This is a genomic window from Rhodococcus sp. C1 (genome assembly GCF_020809065.1).
GTDB classification, from domain to species: Bacteria; Actinomycetota; Actinomycetes; order Mycobacteriales; family Mycobacteriaceae; genus Rhodococcus_F; species Rhodococcus_F qingshengii.
The window spans coordinates 3,495,624-3,514,690 of record NZ_CP078080.1 but is presented as its reverse complement, the minus strand read 5'-3'; the positions used below and the strand labels follow the sequence as shown (position 1 = coordinate 3,514,690).

The 19,067-nt window shown below is 62.6% G+C and carries 19 protein-coding genes; 14 read left to right on the top strand and 5 right to left on the bottom strand.

All coding sequences use genetic code 11. The features are described from left to right. The first annotated feature begins 61 nt into the window (after positions 1-61). A complete protein-coding gene (locus KTR60_RS16130; protein ID WP_003944025.1) occupies positions 62-1,084 on the top strand; it encodes an alpha/beta hydrolase in 1,023 nt (340 codons plus the stop codon). Positions 1,085-1,186: 102 nt separating this feature from the next. Then, complete coding sequence (locus tag KTR60_RS16125) at positions 1,187-2,008, top strand: helix-turn-helix domain-containing GNAT family N-acetyltransferase (RefSeq protein ID WP_003944042.1); 822 nt, start codon at positions 1,187-1,189, stop codon at positions 2,006-2,008. A 10-nt stretch (positions 2,009-2,018) separates the two neighbouring features. Here KTR60_RS16125 and KTR60_RS16120 read toward each other — a convergent pair whose 3' ends face one another. The 5 genes from KTR60_RS16120 to KTR60_RS16100 form a co-directional block, all read right to left on the bottom strand. Further along, positions 2,019-3,485: an FAD-dependent oxidoreductase gene (locus KTR60_RS16120; RefSeq protein WP_228401031.1), complete on the bottom strand. Its 1,467-nt coding sequence runs from the start codon at positions 3,483-3,485 to the stop codon at positions 2,019-2,021. Positions 3,486-3,572: 87 nt separating this feature from the next. Next, positions 3,573-4,034 (bottom strand): carboxymuconolactone decarboxylase family protein, encoded by a 462-nt coding sequence (locus KTR60_RS16115; RefSeq protein WP_003944075.1) that lies wholly within the window; start codon positions 4,032-4,034, stop codon positions 3,573-3,575. Beyond that, positions 4,031-4,966, bottom strand: coding sequence for an NAD(P)-dependent oxidoreductase (locus KTR60_RS16110; RefSeq protein ID WP_228401030.1), 936 nt, complete (start codon positions 4,964-4,966; stop codon positions 4,031-4,033). Before KTR60_RS16110 ends, KTR60_RS16115 begins: the two co-directional genes overlap by 4 nt. Further along, positions 4,963-5,712, bottom strand: a complete 750-nt coding sequence (locus tag KTR60_RS16105) for an SDR family oxidoreductase (protein WP_081557940.1) — start codon at positions 5,710-5,712, stop codon at positions 4,963-4,965. Before KTR60_RS16105 ends, KTR60_RS16110 begins: the two co-directional genes overlap by 4 nt. Positions 5,713-5,772: 60 nt before the next feature. Then, entirely contained in the window at positions 5,773-7,239 is a 1,467-nt protein-coding gene (locus KTR60_RS16100; protein ID WP_064689615.1) for an aldehyde dehydrogenase, read from the bottom strand. Between the two features lie 217 nt (positions 7,240-7,456). Between KTR60_RS16100 and KTR60_RS16095 the strand changes: the two genes are divergently transcribed. The 12 genes from KTR60_RS16095 (at position 7,457) to KTR60_RS16040 (ending at position 19,067) form a co-directional block, all read left to right on the top strand. Then, positions 7,457-8,314 carry a mycofactocin-coupled SDR family oxidoreductase gene (locus tag KTR60_RS16095; RefSeq protein WP_228401029.1) on the top strand — a complete coding sequence of 286 codons (858 nt, stop codon included), beginning with the start codon at positions 7,457-7,459 and terminating at the stop codon, positions 8,312-8,314. A gap of 136 nt (positions 8,315-8,450) precedes the next feature. Next, positions 8,451-9,017 (top strand): TetR/AcrR family transcriptional regulator, encoded by a 567-nt coding sequence (locus KTR60_RS16090; RefSeq protein WP_024487471.1) that lies wholly within the window; start codon positions 8,451-8,453, stop codon positions 9,015-9,017. After that, positions 9,014-10,219 carry a cytochrome P450 gene (locus KTR60_RS16085; protein ID WP_003944019.1) on the top strand — a complete coding sequence of 402 codons (1,206 nt, stop codon included), beginning with the start codon at positions 9,014-9,016 and terminating at the stop codon, positions 10,217-10,219. The genes KTR60_RS16090 and KTR60_RS16085 overlap by 4 nt, the downstream gene beginning before the upstream one ends. Continuing rightward, positions 10,219-11,025, top strand: coding sequence for an SDR family oxidoreductase (locus tag KTR60_RS16080; RefSeq protein WP_003944110.1), 807 nt, complete (start codon positions 10,219-10,221; stop codon positions 11,023-11,025). The genes KTR60_RS16085 and KTR60_RS16080 overlap by 1 nt, the downstream gene beginning before the upstream one ends. Then, positions 11,022-12,416 (top strand): cytochrome P450, encoded by a 1,395-nt coding sequence (locus KTR60_RS16075; RefSeq protein WP_007728646.1) that lies wholly within the window; start codon positions 11,022-11,024, stop codon positions 12,414-12,416. Before KTR60_RS16080 ends, KTR60_RS16075 begins: the two co-directional genes overlap by 4 nt. A gap of 2 nt (positions 12,417-12,418) precedes the next feature. Further along, positions 12,419-12,610, top strand: coding sequence for a ferredoxin (locus KTR60_RS16070; RefSeq protein WP_020907945.1), 192 nt, complete (start codon positions 12,419-12,421; stop codon positions 12,608-12,610). Between the two features lie 37 nt (positions 12,611-12,647). Beyond that, entirely contained in the window at positions 12,648-13,199 is a 552-nt protein-coding gene (locus tag KTR60_RS16065; RefSeq protein WP_007728648.1) for a hypothetical protein, read from the top strand. 5 nt (positions 13,200-13,204) lie between these two features. After that, positions 13,205-14,452 (top strand): hypothetical protein, encoded by a 1,248-nt coding sequence (locus tag KTR60_RS16060; protein ID WP_087503877.1) that lies wholly within the window; start codon positions 13,205-13,207, stop codon positions 14,450-14,452. Positions 14,453-14,478: 26 nt separating this feature from the next. Then, positions 14,479-16,116, top strand: coding sequence for an acyl-CoA synthetase (locus tag KTR60_RS16055; protein WP_228401028.1), 1,638 nt, complete (start codon positions 14,479-14,481; stop codon positions 16,114-16,116). A 53-nt stretch (positions 16,117-16,169) separates the two neighbouring features. Further along, positions 16,170-17,423: a cytochrome P450 gene (locus KTR60_RS16050; RefSeq protein ID WP_030536770.1), complete on the top strand. Its 1,254-nt coding sequence runs from the start codon at positions 16,170-16,172 to the stop codon at positions 17,421-17,423. 34 nt (positions 17,424-17,457) lie between these two features. After that, positions 17,458-18,198: an MlaE family ABC transporter permease gene (locus tag KTR60_RS16045; RefSeq protein ID WP_030536769.1), complete on the top strand. Its 741-nt coding sequence runs from the start codon at positions 17,458-17,460 to the stop codon at positions 18,196-18,198. After that, entirely contained in the window at positions 18,195-19,067 is an 873-nt protein-coding gene (locus tag KTR60_RS16040) for an MlaE family ABC transporter permease (protein WP_003944051.1), read from the top strand. Before KTR60_RS16045 ends, KTR60_RS16040 begins: the two co-directional genes overlap by 4 nt.

The following is a 19,067-nucleotide window of genomic DNA, read 5'->3' as shown; positions in this document are numbered from 1 at the left end:
CCCGCGAAGCGAGCGCCACCGAGCTGTTGCCGGGCACCGCAATCGAGCACGAGGAGCGGCAATGAGAAGAATCGGACGTACTCGGGCAATGCTTGTCGTCGCCCTCGTCGCGTGGACGGGACTGTTCGGCGAAGCAGCGTTGGCCTCGGCTGACCCGGCCCCGACATCCCCTTCAGGCGGTTCAGCTCTCGATCACGTCGAGGAGATCAACGCCCGTCAGCTGACTATGTACGTCTACTCGGCTGCGATGGACAAGGTGATTCCGCTCGAGGTGATTCGGCCGGCAGACACAAGTGCGCCCCGGCCGACCCTCTATCTACTCAATGGCGCCGGCGGAGGCGAGGACACGGCGACGTGGCAGACACGGACAGACGTCGTCGACTTCTTCGGCGACAAGAACGTCAACGTCGTCAACCCGATCGGCGGTGCCTACAGCTACTACACCGACTGGGAGAAGCCCGATCCTGTTCTCGGACTGAACAAGTGGACCACATTTCTCACCCAGGAGTTGCCACCGATCGTCGATGCCACGCTCGGGACTACGGGTACGAATGCCGTTGCCGGATTGTCGATGGCAGGTACCTCGGTTCTGAGCCTGGCCGAGGCGGCGCCATCCGTTTACCGTGCCGTCGGTGCTTTCAGCGGGTGTGCCGAGACGAGTACTCAACCCGGTCAGGACTACGTGAGATTCGTGGTCGGATTCCGCGGCGGCAACGTGGACAACATGTGGGGTCCTCCCGGCGGTCCGGGCTGGGTAGCCAACGATCCTGTGGTCAACGCCGAGAGATTGCGGGGGGTCGACCTCTACATCAGCAATGGATCGGGCCTGCCCGGCCCACACGAGAATCTGGGCGGACCGATGGTCAACGGCGACCTCGGCGTTCTGGCGAACCAGGTGATCGTGGGTGGAGTCATCGAGGCCGGGACGAACCAGTGCACCCAGCGTTTGGCCGAGCGGCTCGACTCCTTGGGCATCCCGGCCACCTATGATTTCCGGGCAACTGGCACTCACTCTTGGGGTTACTGGCAGGACGATCTTCACAACTCGTGGTCGATGATTGCCGCGTCGATCGGTGCGCGTTAGCCGGCGAACCCTGGGGTCGGTGGCTGAGTTGTTTCTCACTCCGGGACACTCTTGCCGAACCTAGCCGACCGAACTGCAGGTCAGCGGCGTTATAGTCGCCTCATGAGTTCAGAAACACTCGCTCCCCTCGACACCGACGTACTTGCGCGCAGGTTTGCGTGCCTGGGTGATCCGACGCGGCTGCGAGTGCTCCGACTTGCTGCCGGCGGTCCGATCGACGTCGACACGATTGCACACGCCGCATCACTCGAGCCGTCGGCGTTGAGTGCCCACCTCGAGGCCTTGATCGAGGTCGGTTTTGTCGAGGCTTCGGTGCGTGAAGGCACTTCGGTTGTCAGTGTTGCCGGAACGGCATACTCCGATCTGATGGCAGCGGCCGCCGTCGTGGCTGCTCGTGGTCCGGTCGAAGACACACTGGGAGTTCTTCCCGATGACGTGGTGGTGCGCCGCATGGAATCCGGCGACTGGGATGCCGTCCGCTCGATCTACCGCGAAGGAATCGACACCGGAACCGCGACGTTCACCACCTCGGTGCCATCCGCCGAGAAGCTCGACGCGCAATGGTTACCCGATCATCGATGGGTGGCCGAGATCGACGGCCGCGTCGAAGGCTGGGCGAGCCTCAGCCCGGTGTCCTCGCGTGATTGCTACCGCGGGGTCGCCGAGAACTCCATCTACATCGGTAGCGGCGCTCGCGGGCGCGGCGTGGGCAAGCTGCTGCTTCGCCGACAGGTGCAAGCCGCCGACGCCAGTGAGATCTGGACAGTGCAGTCGTCGATTTTCCCGGAGAACCGGGCAAGCGTCGCCTTGCACCAGGCCGTCGGATTCCGAGTCGTCGGCACTCGCTCGCGTATCGCTCAACTGGGTGGGCGGTGGCGTGACACGTTGTTCCTCGAACGTCGCAGCGAGGACGCTGACATCTGAGAAGAGACGCTCAGCCCTTGGCAGCGCTGACTCCGGCGCGTCGCCCGTAGAAGCTGCCGTCTCCGAGGGACGTTCCGGAGGCGTATCCTCCAGCGCAGACGCCGGCGGTGCAGCGTCCAGCGGCAAACAAACCCGGGATCGGTTCGCCGGAGACGTGGATGACCTCCGAGTTGATCGACGTGCGCAGGCCGCCGAGCGTGAATCCGGCGGTGAAATTGCGAAGATCGAGCGCAGCGACGGGTGAGCCGATCGGCTTGACCCACTCCTTCTTCTTACCGAGTACCGGGTCTTCACCACGGGCGGCGTGCCGGTTGTAGACCTCGACCGTCGACTGAAGGGTGCCTTTCGGCAGGCCCATGTCGGATTCGAGTTCCTCGACGGTCTCGGCCACCCACTTGGGCTGGAATCTGAAGAACGGTGTGGAACTGTCGGCGGCGCAGCCCTCTTCGTAGGAAGCTTCGTCGATGATCAGGTAGGCCTGATTCTCGTTGCGCAGCAGCGTCTCCTGGCCGATTCTTCCCGGATACGTGTCTTCGTTGACGTAGCGCTGGCCGCGTCCGTTGACGAGAATGCCGCGGATCATCAACTGGGGGTCGCCGAAGAATGCGACCTCGGTTGCGTCCATGTGTGCGAGGTCGGCCCCGAGTGCCTGCGCCATCTGGATGGCCTTGCCGTCGTGCTCTTCGATAGCCGCACCGGGGCGCCCGATCAGCCGTGGGGCGTACGACTGGATCATCGCTTCGTTGTAGGCGAAGCTTCCCGTCGCCAGTACGACACCCGTGCGTGCTCGAACTGCCACTTCCTTGCCGTACTGCTTGGCGATGATGCCGACCACTCGATCTCCGTCGACGACCAGGCGCTGGACTCGCATGTCGTATTCTGCTCGTACGCCGAGGCTTTCGGCCGTCTCGATCAGTGGCTTCATCAACATGAAACCACCGCCCTTCTCCCCGGTGCGCTTGCCGCTCATCTGTGGAACGTGCCCGCGAGGGGCCGGTGTCGCGATCGTGTTGAACGGTGCCGAGTTCTCGCCGCCGGAATACATGAGTCCGTCGTCGAAGGGTGTTTCCCAGCCGGGTTGGCCGTAGAAACTCTCCTTGAACGGCACACCGTTGTCGACGAGCCAGTTGTAGTGCTCGACGCTGCCTTCGCAGTAGTCGGTGATCTTCTCCTCGTCGGCGCCGGGACCGAGTGCGGCCATCATGAACGATTTCATGTTGGCGGGGGAGTCCTCGAACCCGAGTGCCTGCTGCAGCGGGGTCCCGCCGCCCAGATAGATGAATCCGCCTGCCAGCGCCGCAGCGCCGCCCCAGCCGCTCGTGCGCTCGAGCACCAACACGTCGGCGCCCGCTCGCGCGGCCTCGATCGAAGCACTCACTCCGGCAATGCCGTAGCCGGCGACGACGACGTCAGCCTCGAAGTGCCACTGCTCGATGTTTGCGGAGGACTGCGGACGGATTGAGCTGGCCTCGGCCATGGATTCGGATCCTTCGTTCTTCTGGTTGGTTGGTGGGGGAATCGGTGGGTGTGATCGATGCCCTGATGGCAGTATCTCGACCGAAAGTCAGTCGGTGTCCGTTTTCGCGGAATCGGCCGCGGCCTTCTCCTTGGCGCGCGCGGCTTTACGTCTGTCGGCCTTCACGGCGATCAGCGCATTGTTGAGCCCGGTGGCCAGCGGCCAGCCGACGTAGTGGCACAGGAAGATTGCGGCCTCTTCGAACTGCTGCTCGGTCAACTCCTCGTTGTGGAGAGCAGCGTTGATCTGGATCTTCGCCACATCGTTCTGCCCCTGGGCGGTGATGGCACCGATCAGGAGTAGTCGTCGATCACGTACCGACAGTCCCGGTCGCGTCCAGATGTCGGCAAAGAGGTGGTCGGCGGTGACCGCGAAGAAGTCGCCGGGAACGTCGGCGGGAAGCTCCCAGCCGTACACCTCGTTCATCTTCGCGACGCCACGAGCACGGGCCTCGGAGATGCGGCTTTCGTCGGTTCCACCGGCATCGGTCATGTGAGTGGTGTCGGTCATGCGTGCTCCCGAGTAGTAGATGCCGTTGAAGGTTCGGCCGGCCTGTCTTCGCTGTCATTCCCGACGCCCAGACCGGCACCGAGTCCGGCGAGCGCAAGGTGCGCGAGCGGCAGGTCGAGATTCAGCCGATCACCGAGGTCGATGGCCAAGGCCAAGTCCTTCTCCCCGAGATTGCGAACATGCCGCAGTATCGAGAACCACGGGTCGTCCTCCGAGACCGGTGCGGTGGTGTCGCGGAGCATGATCGCGCCCGCGCCACCAGTGATCGCATCGGTGTGCCTGACGACCTTTCCGAGCGTGCGGAGATCGAGTCCTGCTGCTTCGGCGAGTCGCGCGGCCTCGGTCGTGGCGGTGAACGAGACGAAGTGAAGAAGGTTGCGTGCGAGCTTCATTCGCGTTCCAGCGCCGACGTCACCGGCGTGAACCACCAGCTCGGCCCAGGATCCGAAGGGCTCGCGGACGGCTCCGAACGCCTCGTCGGAGCCGCCGATCATCACTGCCAGCCTGCCCTGCGCTGCGCCGCCGGCACCGCCACTGATCGGCGCGTCGACCAGCAGAACACCACGCTGTTGACAGATGTCAGCGAGTTCCACCGCCGTGGTGTCCGAGATAGTGGAGTGAATCGCGACGACAGTGCCTGGCTGTGCGGTCGACAGAATCCCGTGCAGCCCGCACACAACCTCGCGTACCTGCGCGTCGTCGAGCACCGTGACGGAGATGATGCTCGCCTGCGCTGCAACGTCGGCGGGCGTCGATGCTGCGCTCGCGCCCGCAGCGGTGAACGGTTCGAGCGCTTCTGCGCGGGCATCACACACCACCAGTCCGCCCGGCCAGTCCAGGAGGCGCTGCGCCATCGGCGCGCCCATGTTGCCTAGGCCGATGTATCCCAGTCTGGTTTTCGAAGCGCTGGCTTTCGGCGCCGATTGCGTCATGACCGGTACACCTGGCCTCCGTCGACGTTGAAGATCTGTCCGGTCACCCAGCCTGCGTCGTCGGAGAGGAGGAACAGGCACATGCCGACGAGATCGTCCGGTGTTCCCATGCGCTGCAACGGGATTCGCTTCACCATGTCCTTGACGATGTTGCCGGGGGTGACGGTTCGAGTCGCCTCCGTGTCGATGGGACCGGGAGCGATGGCGTTGATCCGGATGTTCGACCAGCCGAGTTCGGTCGCGAGTTGTTGTGTCAGGCTGTTGACGCCGGCCTTCGCGAGTCCGTAGTAATTCGAGTACAGCCAGGCTGCTGTGGAGGACTGGTTGACGATCGAACCGCCCTTCGCTCGCATGTGAGGTACGACCGCCCGGCACACGTGCAGTGCGCCGTCCATGTTGACGCTCATGAACTTTCGGTAGTAGTCCCAGTCCACCGTCAACAGGGAATCGATCTTCATTCCGCCGTAGATGGCAGCGTTGTTCACCAGATGCTCGATGCTGCCGAACTGCTCGATCGTGAAGTCGGCGAGTGCCGCAGTCGACTCCCCGTCGGCGACGTCGACGTCCTTGAACACGGCACTTCCACCGTCTGCCGTGATCTGCTTGGCGACAGCTTCACCGAGTTCGCGATTGAGGTCCGCCACGACCACGTTGGCCCCCTCCGCGGCCAGAGCGCGGGCATACGCCTCTCCGATACCCTGCGCTGCTCCGGTGACTATCGCGGTGCGACCGTCGAAACGTCCCATGTCGACCTACTTTCGTGGTGATCATTCTGTGGTGAGGGTGTGGGGTGAGGGTGTGGAATGTCAGGAAGGTGAAGCGACGAGCTTGGTTTCGAGGTATTCCTCGAAACCCGCGAGACCCATTTCGCGGCCGATCCCGGATTGTTTGTAGCCGCCGAACGGTGCGTCGGCCGAATACCAGACGCCGCCGTTGACGCTCAGCGTTCCGGTTCTGACACCGGCAACGACGTGCGCGACGCGATCGGGGTCGGTGCCCCACACCGACCCGGACAGGCCGTAGGGGGAATCGTTGGCGATTCGGACGGCGTCGTCGTCGCTGTCGTACGGAAGGATCACGAGAACGGGCCCGAAAATCTCCTCCTGGGCTACGCGAGACGAGTTGTCCAGCCCCGCAATGAGAGTAGGCTCGACGAAGAATCCCCTCTCGCGATCGTCGGGACGGCCCCCACCCGTCACGATCGTGCCGCCCTCTTCGACCGCGAGGGCGAGGTAGCTCTCCACCCTGGCGCGCTGGCGCGCCGAGATGACCGGGCCACACACCGTTCCGCGCGCGCTGGGGTCGCCGGCTCGGATACCCGCCATCGCGGCAGATGCCGCGGCCAGAGCATCGTCGTACCGAGCGCGCGGCACCAGAAGTCTGGTACTGAGCGCGCATCCCTGACCGGCATGAACGCAGACGGAGAACGCGGCAACCGAGCATGCACCTTTGATGTCCGCATCGTCGAGGACGATGAATGCGGACTTACCCCCGAGTTCGAGGAAGACCTTCTTGAGAGTTTGCGCGGCCGTGGCCATCACTGTGCGTCCGGTGGCGGTGGAACCGGTGAAGGACACGAGATCGACGCGCGGATCGCTGCACAGCTGCGCGCCTAGGGAGTGATCCGTCGACGTCACGACGTTGACTACGCCGGCCGGGATCTCGGTTTCTTCTGCAATCACCTTGGCGACCAGCGCGGCGCACCAGGGCGTGTCCGGCGCGGGTTTGAGAACGATGGTGTTGCCGGCTGCGAGGGCGGGACCGAGCTTGGCGAAATTGATCTGGTGCGGAAAGTTCCACGGTGTGATTGCGCCGACGACGCCGACGGCTTCCTTGAGCAGTCGGCGATGGGTCGGAATCCCCATGGGTGACGCGTGCCCGAGATCTTGTTCCCACGAATAGGTTTCGATCAGATCGGCCCAGTAGCGAAGATCTTCGATCGGGCCTTCGAGTTGCGGACCGCTCGTCAGCATGACCGGTGCGCCGACCTCGGCGACGGTGATCTCACGCAACTCCTCGATGTGGGACTGGAGTGCATCGCACAGTTGGCGCAGGCAGCGAGCGCGAAACCCGTGATCGCGTGCCCATTCGGTGTCGTCGAACGCACGGCGCGCAGCGGCGATGGCCGCGTCCATGTCCGCGGCGGTGCCTTCGGCCGCACGGCCGATCAGTTCCTCGGTCGCCGGGTTGAAAACTTCGAAGGTCCCGCCGGATCCGGGAACCAGTTTTCCGTCGACGAGAAGTGCAGAACTGTCTGCGGGTCGAAGCGTCATAGCGCAAACCCTCTCTTTCTGGACATGTGTCTGGACTCTAGTTCACACTTGTGGTTGAGGCAATGGTTTTTGGGGCATAAGAGATTTCGAGAGCCCAGCGGTCTCGAGAGGGTCTCGGATCTGCTTCGACGAAAAGCGCCTCGTGTCCGGTGCGGCGCCGCTACGGTTCACCGCACATTCACAACCACGTCTTCACATCCACAGGAGAGAGGTCGAAATGAACAGAGTTGACGGAAAAGTGGTGTTGGTGACCGGCGCTGCTCGAGGTCAGGGGCGCAGTCACGCCGTCCGTCTCGCGCAGGAGGGCGCGCACATCATCGCCTTCGATCTGTGCGCAGACATCGCCAGCAACGAATACCCGCTCGCCAGTCCAGCCGATTTGGAGGAAACCGCTCGCCTGGTGAAAGAGGCCGGGCAGCAGGTGGTGACGGCGCGTGTCGACGTCCGTGATCGCGCCGGACTCGAAACAGCACTTGCCGAGGCGGTAGGGCAGTTGGGCGGATTGCATGTCGTCGTGGCGAACGCCGGTATCTGTCCGCTGGGCAAACACGTGTCGACCGCCGGTTTCGTCGACGCCTTCGATGTGAACTTTCTCGGTGTCGTCAATACAGTGCACGCGTCGATGGAATACCTCGGCGAAGGGGGTTCGATCATCGCGATCGGCTCTGTTGCCGGTCTGGTACCGCAGACCGGATTCAACGGGCAACAGGCGCTCCAGGGTCCGGGTGGCGACGGATACGGCCTGGCCAAGAAGCTGATTCAGGCCTACACCAGTTCGTTGGCGCTGACCCTCGGGCCGAGTTCCATTCGCGTCAACGCGATTCATCCGACCAATGTGAACACCGACATGTTGCAGAGCATGCCGATGTACCGGACGTTCCGTCCCGACCTCGAGAATCCGACCGCCGAGGATGCGGCTGTGACGTTCCCGTTCATCCAGGCGATGCCGATCCCGTGGGTCGAACCCGCGGACATCTCGCATGCAGTCGTGTACCTGTCCTCGGGCGAGTCGCGATTCGTCACCGGCCAGCAACTGCGCGTGGACGCTGGTGCCGGGATGAAGATCGGTCTGTAGTAGAACTTTTCGCGTCGCTGCTGCCTGTTCGTGGTGAATTTTCCAAGTTTCCCCATTTCGTTGCCCTGGACAGGGCGCTGTAGTAACGTCCAGACACGTGTCCAGCAAACGGGGCGATTCAAGTGGCGGGGGATCGATTGTCTACGAATCCACTCGCAGGCGCCTCACGGGCAAACAGGCGGAAACTGTGGCCAGGCTTGCCGAAGCAACAGTGAAAGTTCTACGCAAACAAGAGTTTTCCGGACTGACTGTCCGTTCGGTTGCGGCCGAAGCGGGCGTAGGAACTGCGACCGCCTACACGTATTTCGCGTCCAAGGAGCATCTCGTCGCAGAGGTTTTCTGGCGAAGACTTCAGAACTCGTCGGCGCCTGATGGCTCAGGGTTGGATCGCACCGCGCACGTGCTGTCTGTACTTCGAAATATCGCGCTGCTTCTCGCGGACGAACCGGAGGTATCGGCCGCCGTGACCAATGCACTGCTCGGATCCGACCCTGAAGTGGAACATCTTCGCGGCCGGATCGGGCTCGAGATCCATCAACGACTCGCCTCGGCGTTGGATCCGAATGGCGAACCCGAAGTGTTGGAAGCGCTCGAAATGCTTTATGCCGGGGCGCTTCTGCGGGCAGGGATCGGCTACGGAACCTACGCGCAAATCGCTGGACGCCTCGAGGCCTCAGCTCTACTGATCCTGGAGAAATCATGACAGAAGCTTTGATCGATCCGGTGGTCTTCAATCCGTACGACTACCACTTTCACGACGATCCGTATCCGACGTACAAGCGTCTGCGCGAAGAATCACCCCTGTATCACAATCCGGACGTGGGCTTTTGGGCATTGTCGCGATATGCGGACGTGGTCGACGGATTCAAGGACAACAAGCGTCTGTCGAGCGCAAACGGAGTATCACTCGACCCCGCTGCATACGGTCCACACGCGCATTACGTGATGTCGTTTCTCGCTATGGATGATCCCCGCCATATGCGGTTGCGCCAGTTGGTTTCTCGCGGATTCACACCGCGGCGTGTTGCGGAGCTCGACGGCCGGATACTCGAACTGACGAAGCAACATCTGATACCCGCGCTGGGCGCGGGGGAGTTCGACTGGATTACGGAGGTGGCGGGAAAGCTGCCGATGGACGTCATCTCCGAACTCATGGGTGTCCCCGAACCCGACCGAGCCGAACTGCGGCGCAAGGCGGATCTGGTGGTGCATCGAGAGGCGGGTGTTCTCGACGTGCCGCAACCTGCGGTGGAGGCTTCGATCAGTTTGATGGGCTACTACAAGGAGATGATCGCGCAGCGTCGCCGATCGCGGACGGACGATCTGACCTCGGCCTTGCTCGACGCCGAGATCGACGGAGACAAGCTTTCGGACCAGGAGATCCTCGGATTCATGTTTCTGATGGTCGTGGCCGGAAACGAGACCACGACCAAGCTTCTCGGAAACGCTCTGTACTGGGGTTCGCACCACCGGGAGCAGATCGCACCGGTCCTCGACGATCCCGAACGAGCCTCGGAATGGGTGGAAGAGACTCTTCGCTACGACACGTCGAGTCAGATCGTGGCTCGGACTTCGGTTGTCGACCTCGAATACCACGGGCGCACCATTCCAGCGGGGGAGAAGGTCCTGCTCCTGATCGGATCGGCCAACCGAGACGCCGACGTCTTCGACGATGCCGACAGCTTCCAGATCGGCCGGAGTTCGTCGGGAAAACTCGCGAGTTTCGGTGGTGGCGTGCACTTCTGCCTCGGTGCCCACCTTGCCAAGCTCGAAGCCAAGATCGCCCTGGCGGAGTTCGGGCGTCGGGTCAGCGACTACGAAGTCGTCGAGTCCGGAATCGAGCGTGTTCATTCGACAAATGTCCGGGGCTTTGCGGCCCTGCCGGTGAAAGTGCAGGTGCGCTGATGCCTCGTTTCGAACCCAATCCTGTTCGCCGGCCGGCACTGATCAGTGGTGCGTCGTCGGGAATCGGCACAGCCACCGCGTATGCCCTGGCCGAACTCGGGCATCCGGTTGCACTCGGTGCGCGTCGAGTCGCCGAATGCGAAGCCATCGCCGAGAAGATCCGCAGCAACGGTGGTGAAGCGTTCGCCCACTTCCTCGACGTCACGGACGGTGATTCGGTCGACGGGTTCGTCTCGGCCGCAGAGGCAGTCCACGGCCCCGCGGAAATCGTTGTCTCCGGTGCCGGAGACCTCGAATTCGGGGCTGCGGACGAGATGAATCCTGAGGCGTTTCTACGGCAGATCCAAGTTCACCTCGTCGGTGCGCAGCGATTGGCGCATCGTGTTCTCCCCGGTATGAGGCAACGACAGCGCGGTGACTTCGTACTGATCGGCTCGGATTGTGCCGAGCGCCAGCGTCCACTCATGGGTGCGTACGACGCGGCGAAGGCCGGGCTCGAGGCAATGGGGCGTCAGATGCGAATGGAGCTCGAGGGAACAGGCATTCGCGCGTCGATCGTGCGACCCGGGCCGACACTGACCGGCATGGGGATGGACACGACGCCGGAGATCATCGGACCGGTCGGGGAATCGTGGAGCAAGTGGGGGTTCGCCCGCCATGGTTACTTTCTGCGCGCCTCGGACATCGCCAATGCCATCGTCGCCGTTGTGTCGGCGCCGCGAGGAGCACACATCGTGCTCGTCGAAGTTCAGCCCGAGGCGCCACTGGACAAACTTCCCACTGCGAACTCACAGGAGACGACATGACGCACGGAGTGCAAGAGACGTCGCGAACACTGCCAGAGCCGCCGCGGGTGTCCGGCGGGGATCTCCCGCACGGGCATCTCGAGGAACTGCGAACCGACCCGATAGCGCTCATGCGCCGGGTGCGTGAGGAATGTGGTGACGTCGGCGCCTTTCAACTTGCCGACCGCACAGTGATCTTGCTGTCCGGAGCCGAGGCAAACGAGTTCTTCTTCCGCTCCACCGACGAGGATCTCGACCAACAAGCGGCTTACCCCTTCATGAAGCCGATATTCGGTGAAGGCGTCGTCTTCGACGCCAGCCCGGAGCGGCGTAAAGAGATGCTGCACAACTCGGCTCTGCGCGGCGAACAGATGCGCGGGCACGCCGCCACGATCGGCCGCGAAGTCGAGGCGATGGTCGCGCAGTGGGGAGACGAAGGCGAGATCGATCTGCTCGACTTCTTCGCCGAGCTGACCATCTACACCTCGTCGGCGTGCCTGATCGGCAAGAAGTTCCGCGACGAACTGGATGATAGCTTCGCCAAGCTGTATCACGAGCTCGAACAGGGAACGGATGCATTGGCTTTCGTGGATCCGTACGCGCCGATCGAGAGTTTCCGCCGCCGCGACGAGGCCCGGTTGGCGTTGGTCGCTCTCGTACAGGACATCATGAACGGGCGCATCGCGAATCCTCCGCAGGGCAAGGATGACCGCGACATGTTGGACGTGTTGGTCTCGGTCAAGGACGAGAACGGCGACCTCCGGTTCAGTGCCGACGAGATCACCGGAATCTTCATCTCGATGATGTTCGCCGGCCACCACACGACTTCCGGCACGGCAGCGTGGTCGTTGATCGAGATGTTGCGGCATCCCGACACCATGACGGACGTCGTCGACGAACTCGACAATCTGTACTCCGACGGCGCCGATATCAGTTTTCATGCCCTGCGCCAGATTCCGGTTCTGGAGGCTGTGGTCAAGGAAACCCTTCGACTGCATCCGCCGTTGATCATCCTGTTGCGGGTGGCACGTGGAGATTTCGAAGTGGGCGGCTTCGAGATCCGAGAGGGCCATCTTGTCGCCGCGACACCCGCGATCTCCAATCGAATCGCCGAGGACTTTCCCCGGCCGGACACCTTCGATCCCGGGAGGTACATCGACCCGAATCAAGAGGACATCGTCAACCGCTGGACGTGGATTCCGTTCGGAGCCGGCCGGCATCGCTGCGTCGGCGCTGCGTTCGCCCAGATGCAGCTCAAAGCGATCTTCTCGATCCTGCTGCGGGACTTCGAGTTCGAGATGGCGCAGCCGTCGGAATCCTACCGAAACGACCACAGCAAGATGGTCGTCCAGTTGCAGCAGCCGTGCGCGGTGAGGTACCGGCGCCGAACACGTCCCGGGCGTGAGGGGTGATCATGCACGTCGAAGTCGACCTCGACCTGTGCCAAGGCCATGCGGCATGCGAGCTGGAGGCACCGGAGATCTTTGTCGTCCCGAAGCGGGGGAAGGTCAGTCTTCTGGACTCGGACCCACCCGAGTCGCTCCGCGGTGAAGCCGAGATGGCGGTCAGGTACTGCCCGACCGGCGCCCTGAGAATTGTCGATTGATTGCAGCGAATTCATGTGCTCGAGGGAGGAAGTTCAGATGACGGGTTTCGACCGCGCAGAGCTCGACGAGATGGTCCAACGCTGGATCGAGGCGAACAAAAAGGCCGAAGCCGCCGGCGATTGGAAACCGTTGGCGGACATGTATACCGAGGACGCCACGTACGGGTGGAACTACGGCCCCAAGCAGGATTTCATGGCGGTGGGGCGCGAGGAGATTCGCGAAGTCGCGCTCGGTCTCGAGATGAAGGGCCTCGAAGGCTGGGAGTATCCGTATCAAGACTTTGTGATCGACGACCGTAGCGGAAACGTGATCGGCTTGTGGAAGCAGATTTCCGATGCCAAGCGCGAGGACGGTAGCAACTACTCCGTCTACGGTATCGGTGGTAGTTGGTTCCGCTACGGCGGGGATTTCCAATGGTCCTGGCAGCGTGACTTCTTCGACTTCGGGAACGTGTCGGCATTGTTCATGGAGATGATCGGCAACAATGCTCTCTCGAAGGGGATGCAGGGGCGGATCCAGCGATCGATCTCGGGCGACCCGCTGCCGGGCTGGTATCCGGTGGGCACCGCGCCGGTTTCGCTGTGGTGAGTCCGATGTCGGTGCGCGATTCCTTCGAGGCACTCTCGCAGCGCGACCTTGCCGTGCTGGTGCCCGAGTTGCTCCTGTGCGGGCAGCTGATCGACCGATCGGGCATGGCGCATCTGATCGTCGAATTCGGACGCGAGGGTATGGCACAGGTGGCCGTCGAGGAGTGGGAGTCGGCCAGCCCCTGGTACACCCGCCGCATGCAGAAGGCTCTCGGATACGAGGGTGACGACGTCGTGACGATCTTCAAAGGTTTACAACTCGACATCGGCGCTCCGCCACAGTTCATGGACTTTCGATACCGGGTCGACGATCCGCTGCACGGTGAATTCTGGCTCGATCATTGCGGAGCACTCATGGACGTCGAGCCGTTGGGCGATGAGTTCGTGACCTCGATGTGTCACGACATCGAGGATCCGACTTTCGATGCAACGGCCATCGCGACCAACCCGCGCGCCCAGATCCGGCCGATTCACCGACCACCGCGCAGGCCCGCGGACCGACATCCGCACTGCGCCTGGACCGTGTCCATCGACCCGTCGCACACGCCTCCCGTGATGACCGCGCACACCGAGCAGATCGGACGCACCGCCGCGGTGACGGTCGAGCTGAGCCCGATCGATCACGGTGGGGACGGTAGGGCGGACTACTCGGGTCCGTTGTTGTCCGACCTGAGGTTTTCCGACTTCTCGCGATCAGCCTTGGTTCGTATCGCAGAGGAGATCTGCGTGCAGCATCATCTGTTGGCGTTGGGCTTTCTGGCAGCGGTTCGCCGCCGTGCCGACGAAGACAAGGCTCGCGAGATCACGCGAAAGCAATTGACCGGAATCGCGGGAGTTGCGGCACAGCGTATTCGAGATGCGCTCGGGCTTCCTTCGACGCTGGAATCGTTGGCATTGGTCCTGTCCGTGCATCCCTTGCTGAATCCGAAGCAGTATGTGGAGAGCGAGATTCGACAGGACGGCGGTGCTCTGGAGCTGCGGATCTCGCGAGAAGCTCTTGTCGACCGCGACGGCGGTTGGCCGACCTTGCTCGGCAGCGAGCACCTTGATCCTCTCCAAGCTTTGGTCCGCGGCGTGAATCCGCACTTCACCGTGAGAGTGGTGGCCGAAGATGCCGCGGGGCTTCTTCTGGCCGTCGACATCACCGAAGCTCCCGCTCCGGAATGCGTCGAAGTCGCCATCACGAAGGTCAGTACCGGCGCGGCATTCGTATTCGAAGATCGCGGAATCCCCTTGCCTCTCTTCGTCGTCTGACCGGCCGAACCCGAAGGACTCAACCTATGGCGTACACGTTTGCAGACCTGTTCGAGCATTCCGTCGATGCGATGCCCGATCGCCTCGCGCTGATCGTTTCAGGCGAGGAGGTGACATACCGTGAGCTCGACGAGCGGGCCAACCGATTGGCGCATTACTTCCAGTCCGTCGGGTTGGGTGTCGGTTCGCACATCGGTATTCAGCTGCACAACTCGATCGAGGCGATGGTTGCTGTCCTCGCGGCCTTCAAGATCCGCGGCGTTCCCATCACGGTGAACTACCGCTACACGAGCGACGAATTGGTTTATCTGTACGAGAACGCGGATCTCACGGCGTTGGTTTTCCATCGTGGTTTCGCTGAGCGGGTCGCCGAGGCCTTGGTGGCCACGCCGCGGGTCAAGTACGTGATCGAGGCGGCGGACGAACTCGCTCTCGGGAACGAACCGTCGATTCCGGGGGCAGTGGCGTACGAGGATGCGCTCGGCAACCAATCCTCGCTTCGCACAGGTGAACATGCATTTCCCGAGCGTTCCGGCGATGACGTCTACGTTCTCTACACCGGCGGAACAACCGGACGACCGAAAGGCGTCGTCTGGCGGCAGGAAGACATCTGGCGCGTATTGGCCGGCGGTTACGACTTCTATTCGGGTGAGCCGATCGCCGACGAGTACCAGCAGTCGCGCGGTGGCGCCGCGGCAGCCGAACCGATGCGGTGGTGCATGCTTCCACCGCTGATCCACACCTCGGCACTGATGCCGACGTTCAACGCTCTGTTCTCCGGAAACACCGTCATCTTCGAACCGAAGTTCGATGCGGCACAGGTCTGGAAAGTCGTCGCCGAGTATCGGCCGCAGGTCATGGTCATCACCGGCGACGCCATGGGCCGTCCACTGGTCGAAGCCCATCACGAATTGCAACCGGATGGGTCGAGCCTGGCTGTGCTCGCCTCCGGCGCTGCGCTCTTCTCCGGATCGGTCAAAGATGCGTTCTTCGACGTCTTTCCGAATCTGATGATCTCCGATTCGGTTGGATCGTCCGAAACAGGCTTCGGCGGAATCGGATTCGCAACCAAGGGGCTCGAGCAGCGTGGCGGACCCAAAGTGGGCGCCAACAGATTCACGGTCGTCGTCGACGACGACAACCGAGTGTTGGAGCCGGGCTCGGGCGCCGAAGGATGGCTGGCGAAACTCGGAAACGTTCCACTCGGCTACTACAAGGACCCGGTGAAGTCGGCCGAGATATTCCGCGAGGTGAACGGCGCACGGGCAGTGGTGACCGGAGACCGGGCGCGGATCGAGGACGACGGCTCGGTCACCCTCCTCGGACGGGGAAACATGGTGGTCAACACCGGCGGCGAGAAGGTCTTCGTGGAAGAAGTCGAAGCAGTGGTGAAGGCCCATCCCGACATCTACGACGCGACAGTGATCGGTGTTCCGGACGAGCGGTGGGGCAATCGGGTGGCGGCAGTGCTTCGCATCCGCGACGGTGTGGAACCGGATTTCGAATCCATCGAGAAGCACGCCCGCAGTCACCTCTCCGGCTACAAGATTCCGCGTTCCTTCTGGATCGCCGACGAGGTCGTTCGAGCGCCGAGCGGCAAGCCGGACTACCGCTGGGCCAAGGAGTTCTCACAGAACAGTGACCCGGTCCACCGGATCGACTAGCGCTCACACGCAACACCCGGCACCCGGCACCCATCCGTAAAGGAGCATCTGCAATGCCTGAGATCGACCTTCCCGACGGGTTCGACGTGACCGACCCACATCTGTACGGCGAGCGCGTCCCGCTTGCCGAGTTCGCCGAACTACGACGATGCGCTCCGGTCTGGTGGAACGCCCAGGAACCGGGTACCGGCGGATTTCACGACGGTGGTTGTTGGGTTGTCTCCCGCCACGCAGACGTCCGCGACGTCTCGTTGCGCAGCGAGGAGTTCTCGAGCAACGTCAACGGCTGCATTCCGCGGCATGAAGACAACATCTCGGCGGAGGAGTTGGAGGCGACGAAACACGTCCTCATCAACAAGGACGCCCCTGAGCACACACAGCTGCGCAAGTTGGTGGCACGCTTGTTCACTCCGCGGTCGGTGGAAGCGATGCGGGCCGGGTTGGAAGCGCGGGCAGAAGACATAGCGTCGGCTGCCGTGGCGGAAGGTAGCGGTGATTTTGTCAGCCAGGTCGCCAGCGAGTTACCCATGCAGGCGATCTCGGAGCTGATCGGTGTACCGCAGGACGGGCGCCGTCAGCTGTACGAATGGTCGAATCAGATGACGGGATACGACGACGAGTCACTCGCCGGCGAGTCTCGGATGGCGTCGGCGCAGATATTGGGATACGCCTATCAACTGGCTGAGGCGAGACGGGAGGAACCGCTCGACGACATCATCTCGCGCTTGGTGCATGCCGACATCGACGGGCAGAAACTCACCCCGGAACAGTTCGGTTTCTTCGTCATCATGTTGGCTGTCGCGGGCAACGAAACGACGCGAAACGCAACGACACTCGGCATGATGGCATTTCTCGAGCATCCGGATCAGTGGGAACTGTACAAGCGCGAGCGTCCGCGCACCGCCGCGGACGAGATCATCCGCTGGGCTTCGCCACTGACGTCGATGCAACGAACAGCAGTGGTGGACACACAGATTGCCGGCACTGCGATTGCGAAGGGGCAGCGTGTCGTACTGCTCTACGGCTCGGCGAACTTCGACGAAACCGTCTTCGGGAACCCCGACGTCTTCGACATCACCCGAGACCCGAACCCGCACCTCGCGTTCGGAGGAACCGGGCCGCACTACTGCGTCGGCGCCAACCTGGCCAGAATGGAGGTCGATCTGATCTTCGGCAAGATCGCCGATCACATGCCCGACATCAGCAAGCTCGGCGATCCGAGCAGGCTCTCGTCCGGTTGGCTCAACGGGATCAAGGAATTCAAGGTCGACTACGGCAACTCCACGTCATGTCCTTCGGGGCATTGACGTGTACAGCGGAAGAGTTGCACTTGCGGGCCCGATGCGCGAACTCGGCCAGTTCTACCGGATGGGCGCCGATGTCGCAGTGGGCTTGTTCCGCACCCGCTTTCAGGTGCAGGAGTTTCTCGAGCAGAGTTGGATGATCGCCCGGGTGTCGATCGTGCCGACCGTATTGGTGGCCGTGCCGTTCACGGTCCTGGTAAGTTTCACGCTCAACATCCTGCTCCGTGAGATCGGTGCCGCCGACCTCAGCGGCGCCGGGGCCGCGCTCGGCGCCGTGACTCAGGTCGGTCCGGTGGTGACGGTGCTGATCGTGGCAGGTGCGGGCGCGACTGCCATCGCCGCCGATCTGGGATCGAGAACGATTCGTGAAGAGATCGACGCCATGGAGGTGCTCGGGATCGATCCGATCACTCGGCTGGTGATTCCTCGGGTGGTCGCGTCGACCGTGGTGGCTTTGCTGCTCAACGGACTCGTCTGCGTCATCGGCATCGCCGGCGGTTACGCCTTCTCGGTGTTTCTCCAGGGCGTGAACCCTGGCGCCTTCGTCGAGGGAATCACGTTGCTGACCGGCCTGCCCGAGGTGGCGTTGTCGATGGTCAAAGCTGCACTGTTCGGGATGCTGGCGGGATTGGTGGCCTGCTATCGCGGACTGTCGGTACGGGGTGGGCCGAAAGGCGTGGGGGAGGCCGTCAACGAAACGGTGGTGTACGCATTCATGGCGTTGTTCGTCGTCAACACCATCGTCACCGCGGTCGGCATCCGATTGACGGCGGGGTGATCGAGGTGACGCTGTCGGATTCGCTGGCGCAAATCGGCAAGTTCGGACGCACGCGGGCGCGGGTGGCTCGAACGTCACGCTCGATCGACGATGTCGGGCGACAAGCTGTCTTCTTCGCGCGCGCCATCGCTCACATCCCGTGGGCAATTCGCAAACACCCTAAGGAAGTTTTGCGACTGGTAGCCGAGATCAGCATGGGCACCGGAGCTTTGGCAGTGATCGGCGGCACGGTTGCGGTCGTGGGATTTCTGACTCTCGCCTCGGGCGGCACCATAGCGATCCAAGGTTTCAGCTCACTGGGAAATATCGGAGTCGAAGCGCTCACCGGATTCTTCTCCGCCTTCATCAATGTTCGTATCGCCGCGCCGGTCATCGCGGGAATCGGCCTGTCGGCCACGATCGGAGCAGGTTCGACCGCGCAGATCGGTGCCATGCGCATCAGTGAGGAAATCGACGCCCTCGAATCGATGGCGATCAGTTCGGTCCCGTACGTCGTCAGCACCCGCGTCACCGCAGGGATGATCGCGATCTTGCCGCTGTACTCACTGGCGCTCGTGGGATCATTTCTGGCCGGACGATTCACCACGGTCGTGCTGTTCGGTCAGTCCTCCGGTCTTTACGACCACTACTTCACGACGTTCCTCGATCCGGTCGACGTCGCATGGTCCTTCGTTCAAGTGCTCGTGATGGCACTACTGGTGATGCTGATCCACACGTACTACGGATACAACGCGTCCGGGGGACCGTCGGGCGTGGGAACTGCAGTGGGCCGCGGGGTTCGGCTCTCGCTGATCTGCGTCGTGGCGGTGACCCTGCTCGTCTCACTCGCGCTCTACGGCGGTTCCGGCAACTTCAATCTGTCCGGTTAG

Coding starts and splice junctions, on each gene's coding strand:
- KTR60_RS16115 (WP_003944075.1), bottom strand. CDS start 4,034: ATGACCGACACCACTCACATGACCGATGCCGGTGGAACCGACGAAAGC.
- KTR60_RS16080 (WP_003944110.1), top strand. CDS start 10,219: ATGCCTCGTTTCGAACCCAATCCTGTTCGCCGGCCGGCACTGATCAGT.
- KTR60_RS16125 (WP_003944042.1), top strand. CDS start 1,187: ATGAGTTCAGAAACACTCGCTCCCCTCGACACCGACGTACTTGCGCGC.
- KTR60_RS16070 (WP_020907945.1), top strand. CDS start 12,419: ATGCACGTCGAAGTCGACCTCGACCTGTGCCAAGGCCATGCGGCATGC.
- KTR60_RS16110 (WP_228401030.1), bottom strand. CDS start 4,966: ATGACGCAATCGGCGCCGAAAGCCAGCGCTTCGAAAACCAGACTGGGA.
- KTR60_RS16085 (WP_003944019.1), top strand. CDS start 9,014: ATGACAGAAGCTTTGATCGATCCGGTGGTCTTCAATCCGTACGACTAC.
- KTR60_RS16045 (WP_030536769.1), top strand. CDS start 17,458: ATGCGCGAACTCGGCCAGTTCTACCGGATGGGCGCCGATGTCGCAGTG.
- KTR60_RS16130 (WP_003944025.1), top strand. CDS start 62: ATGAGAAGAATCGGACGTACTCGGGCAATGCTTGTCGTCGCCCTCGTC.
- KTR60_RS16120 (WP_228401031.1), bottom strand. CDS start 3,485: ATGGCCGAGGCCAGCTCAATCCGTCCGCAGTCCTCCGCAAACATCGAG.
- KTR60_RS16065 (WP_007728648.1), top strand. CDS start 12,648: ATGACGGGTTTCGACCGCGCAGAGCTCGACGAGATGGTCCAACGCTGG.
- KTR60_RS16055 (WP_228401028.1), top strand. CDS start 14,479: ATGGCGTACACGTTTGCAGACCTGTTCGAGCATTCCGTCGATGCGATG.
- KTR60_RS16060 (WP_087503877.1), top strand. CDS start 13,205: ATGTCGGTGCGCGATTCCTTCGAGGCACTCTCGCAGCGCGACCTTGCC.
- KTR60_RS16075 (WP_007728646.1), top strand. CDS start 11,022: ATGACGCACGGAGTGCAAGAGACGTCGCGAACACTGCCAGAGCCGCCG.
- KTR60_RS16095 (WP_228401029.1), top strand. CDS start 7,457: ATGAACAGAGTTGACGGAAAAGTGGTGTTGGTGACCGGCGCTGCTCGA.
- KTR60_RS16050 (WP_030536770.1), top strand. CDS start 16,170: ATGCCTGAGATCGACCTTCCCGACGGGTTCGACGTGACCGACCCACAT.
- KTR60_RS16100 (WP_064689615.1), bottom strand. CDS start 7,239: ATGACGCTTCGACCCGCAGACAGTTCTGCACTTCTCGTCGACGGAAAA.
- KTR60_RS16105 (WP_081557940.1), bottom strand. CDS start 5,712: ATGGGACGTTTCGACGGTCGCACCGCGATAGTCACCGGAGCAGCGCAG.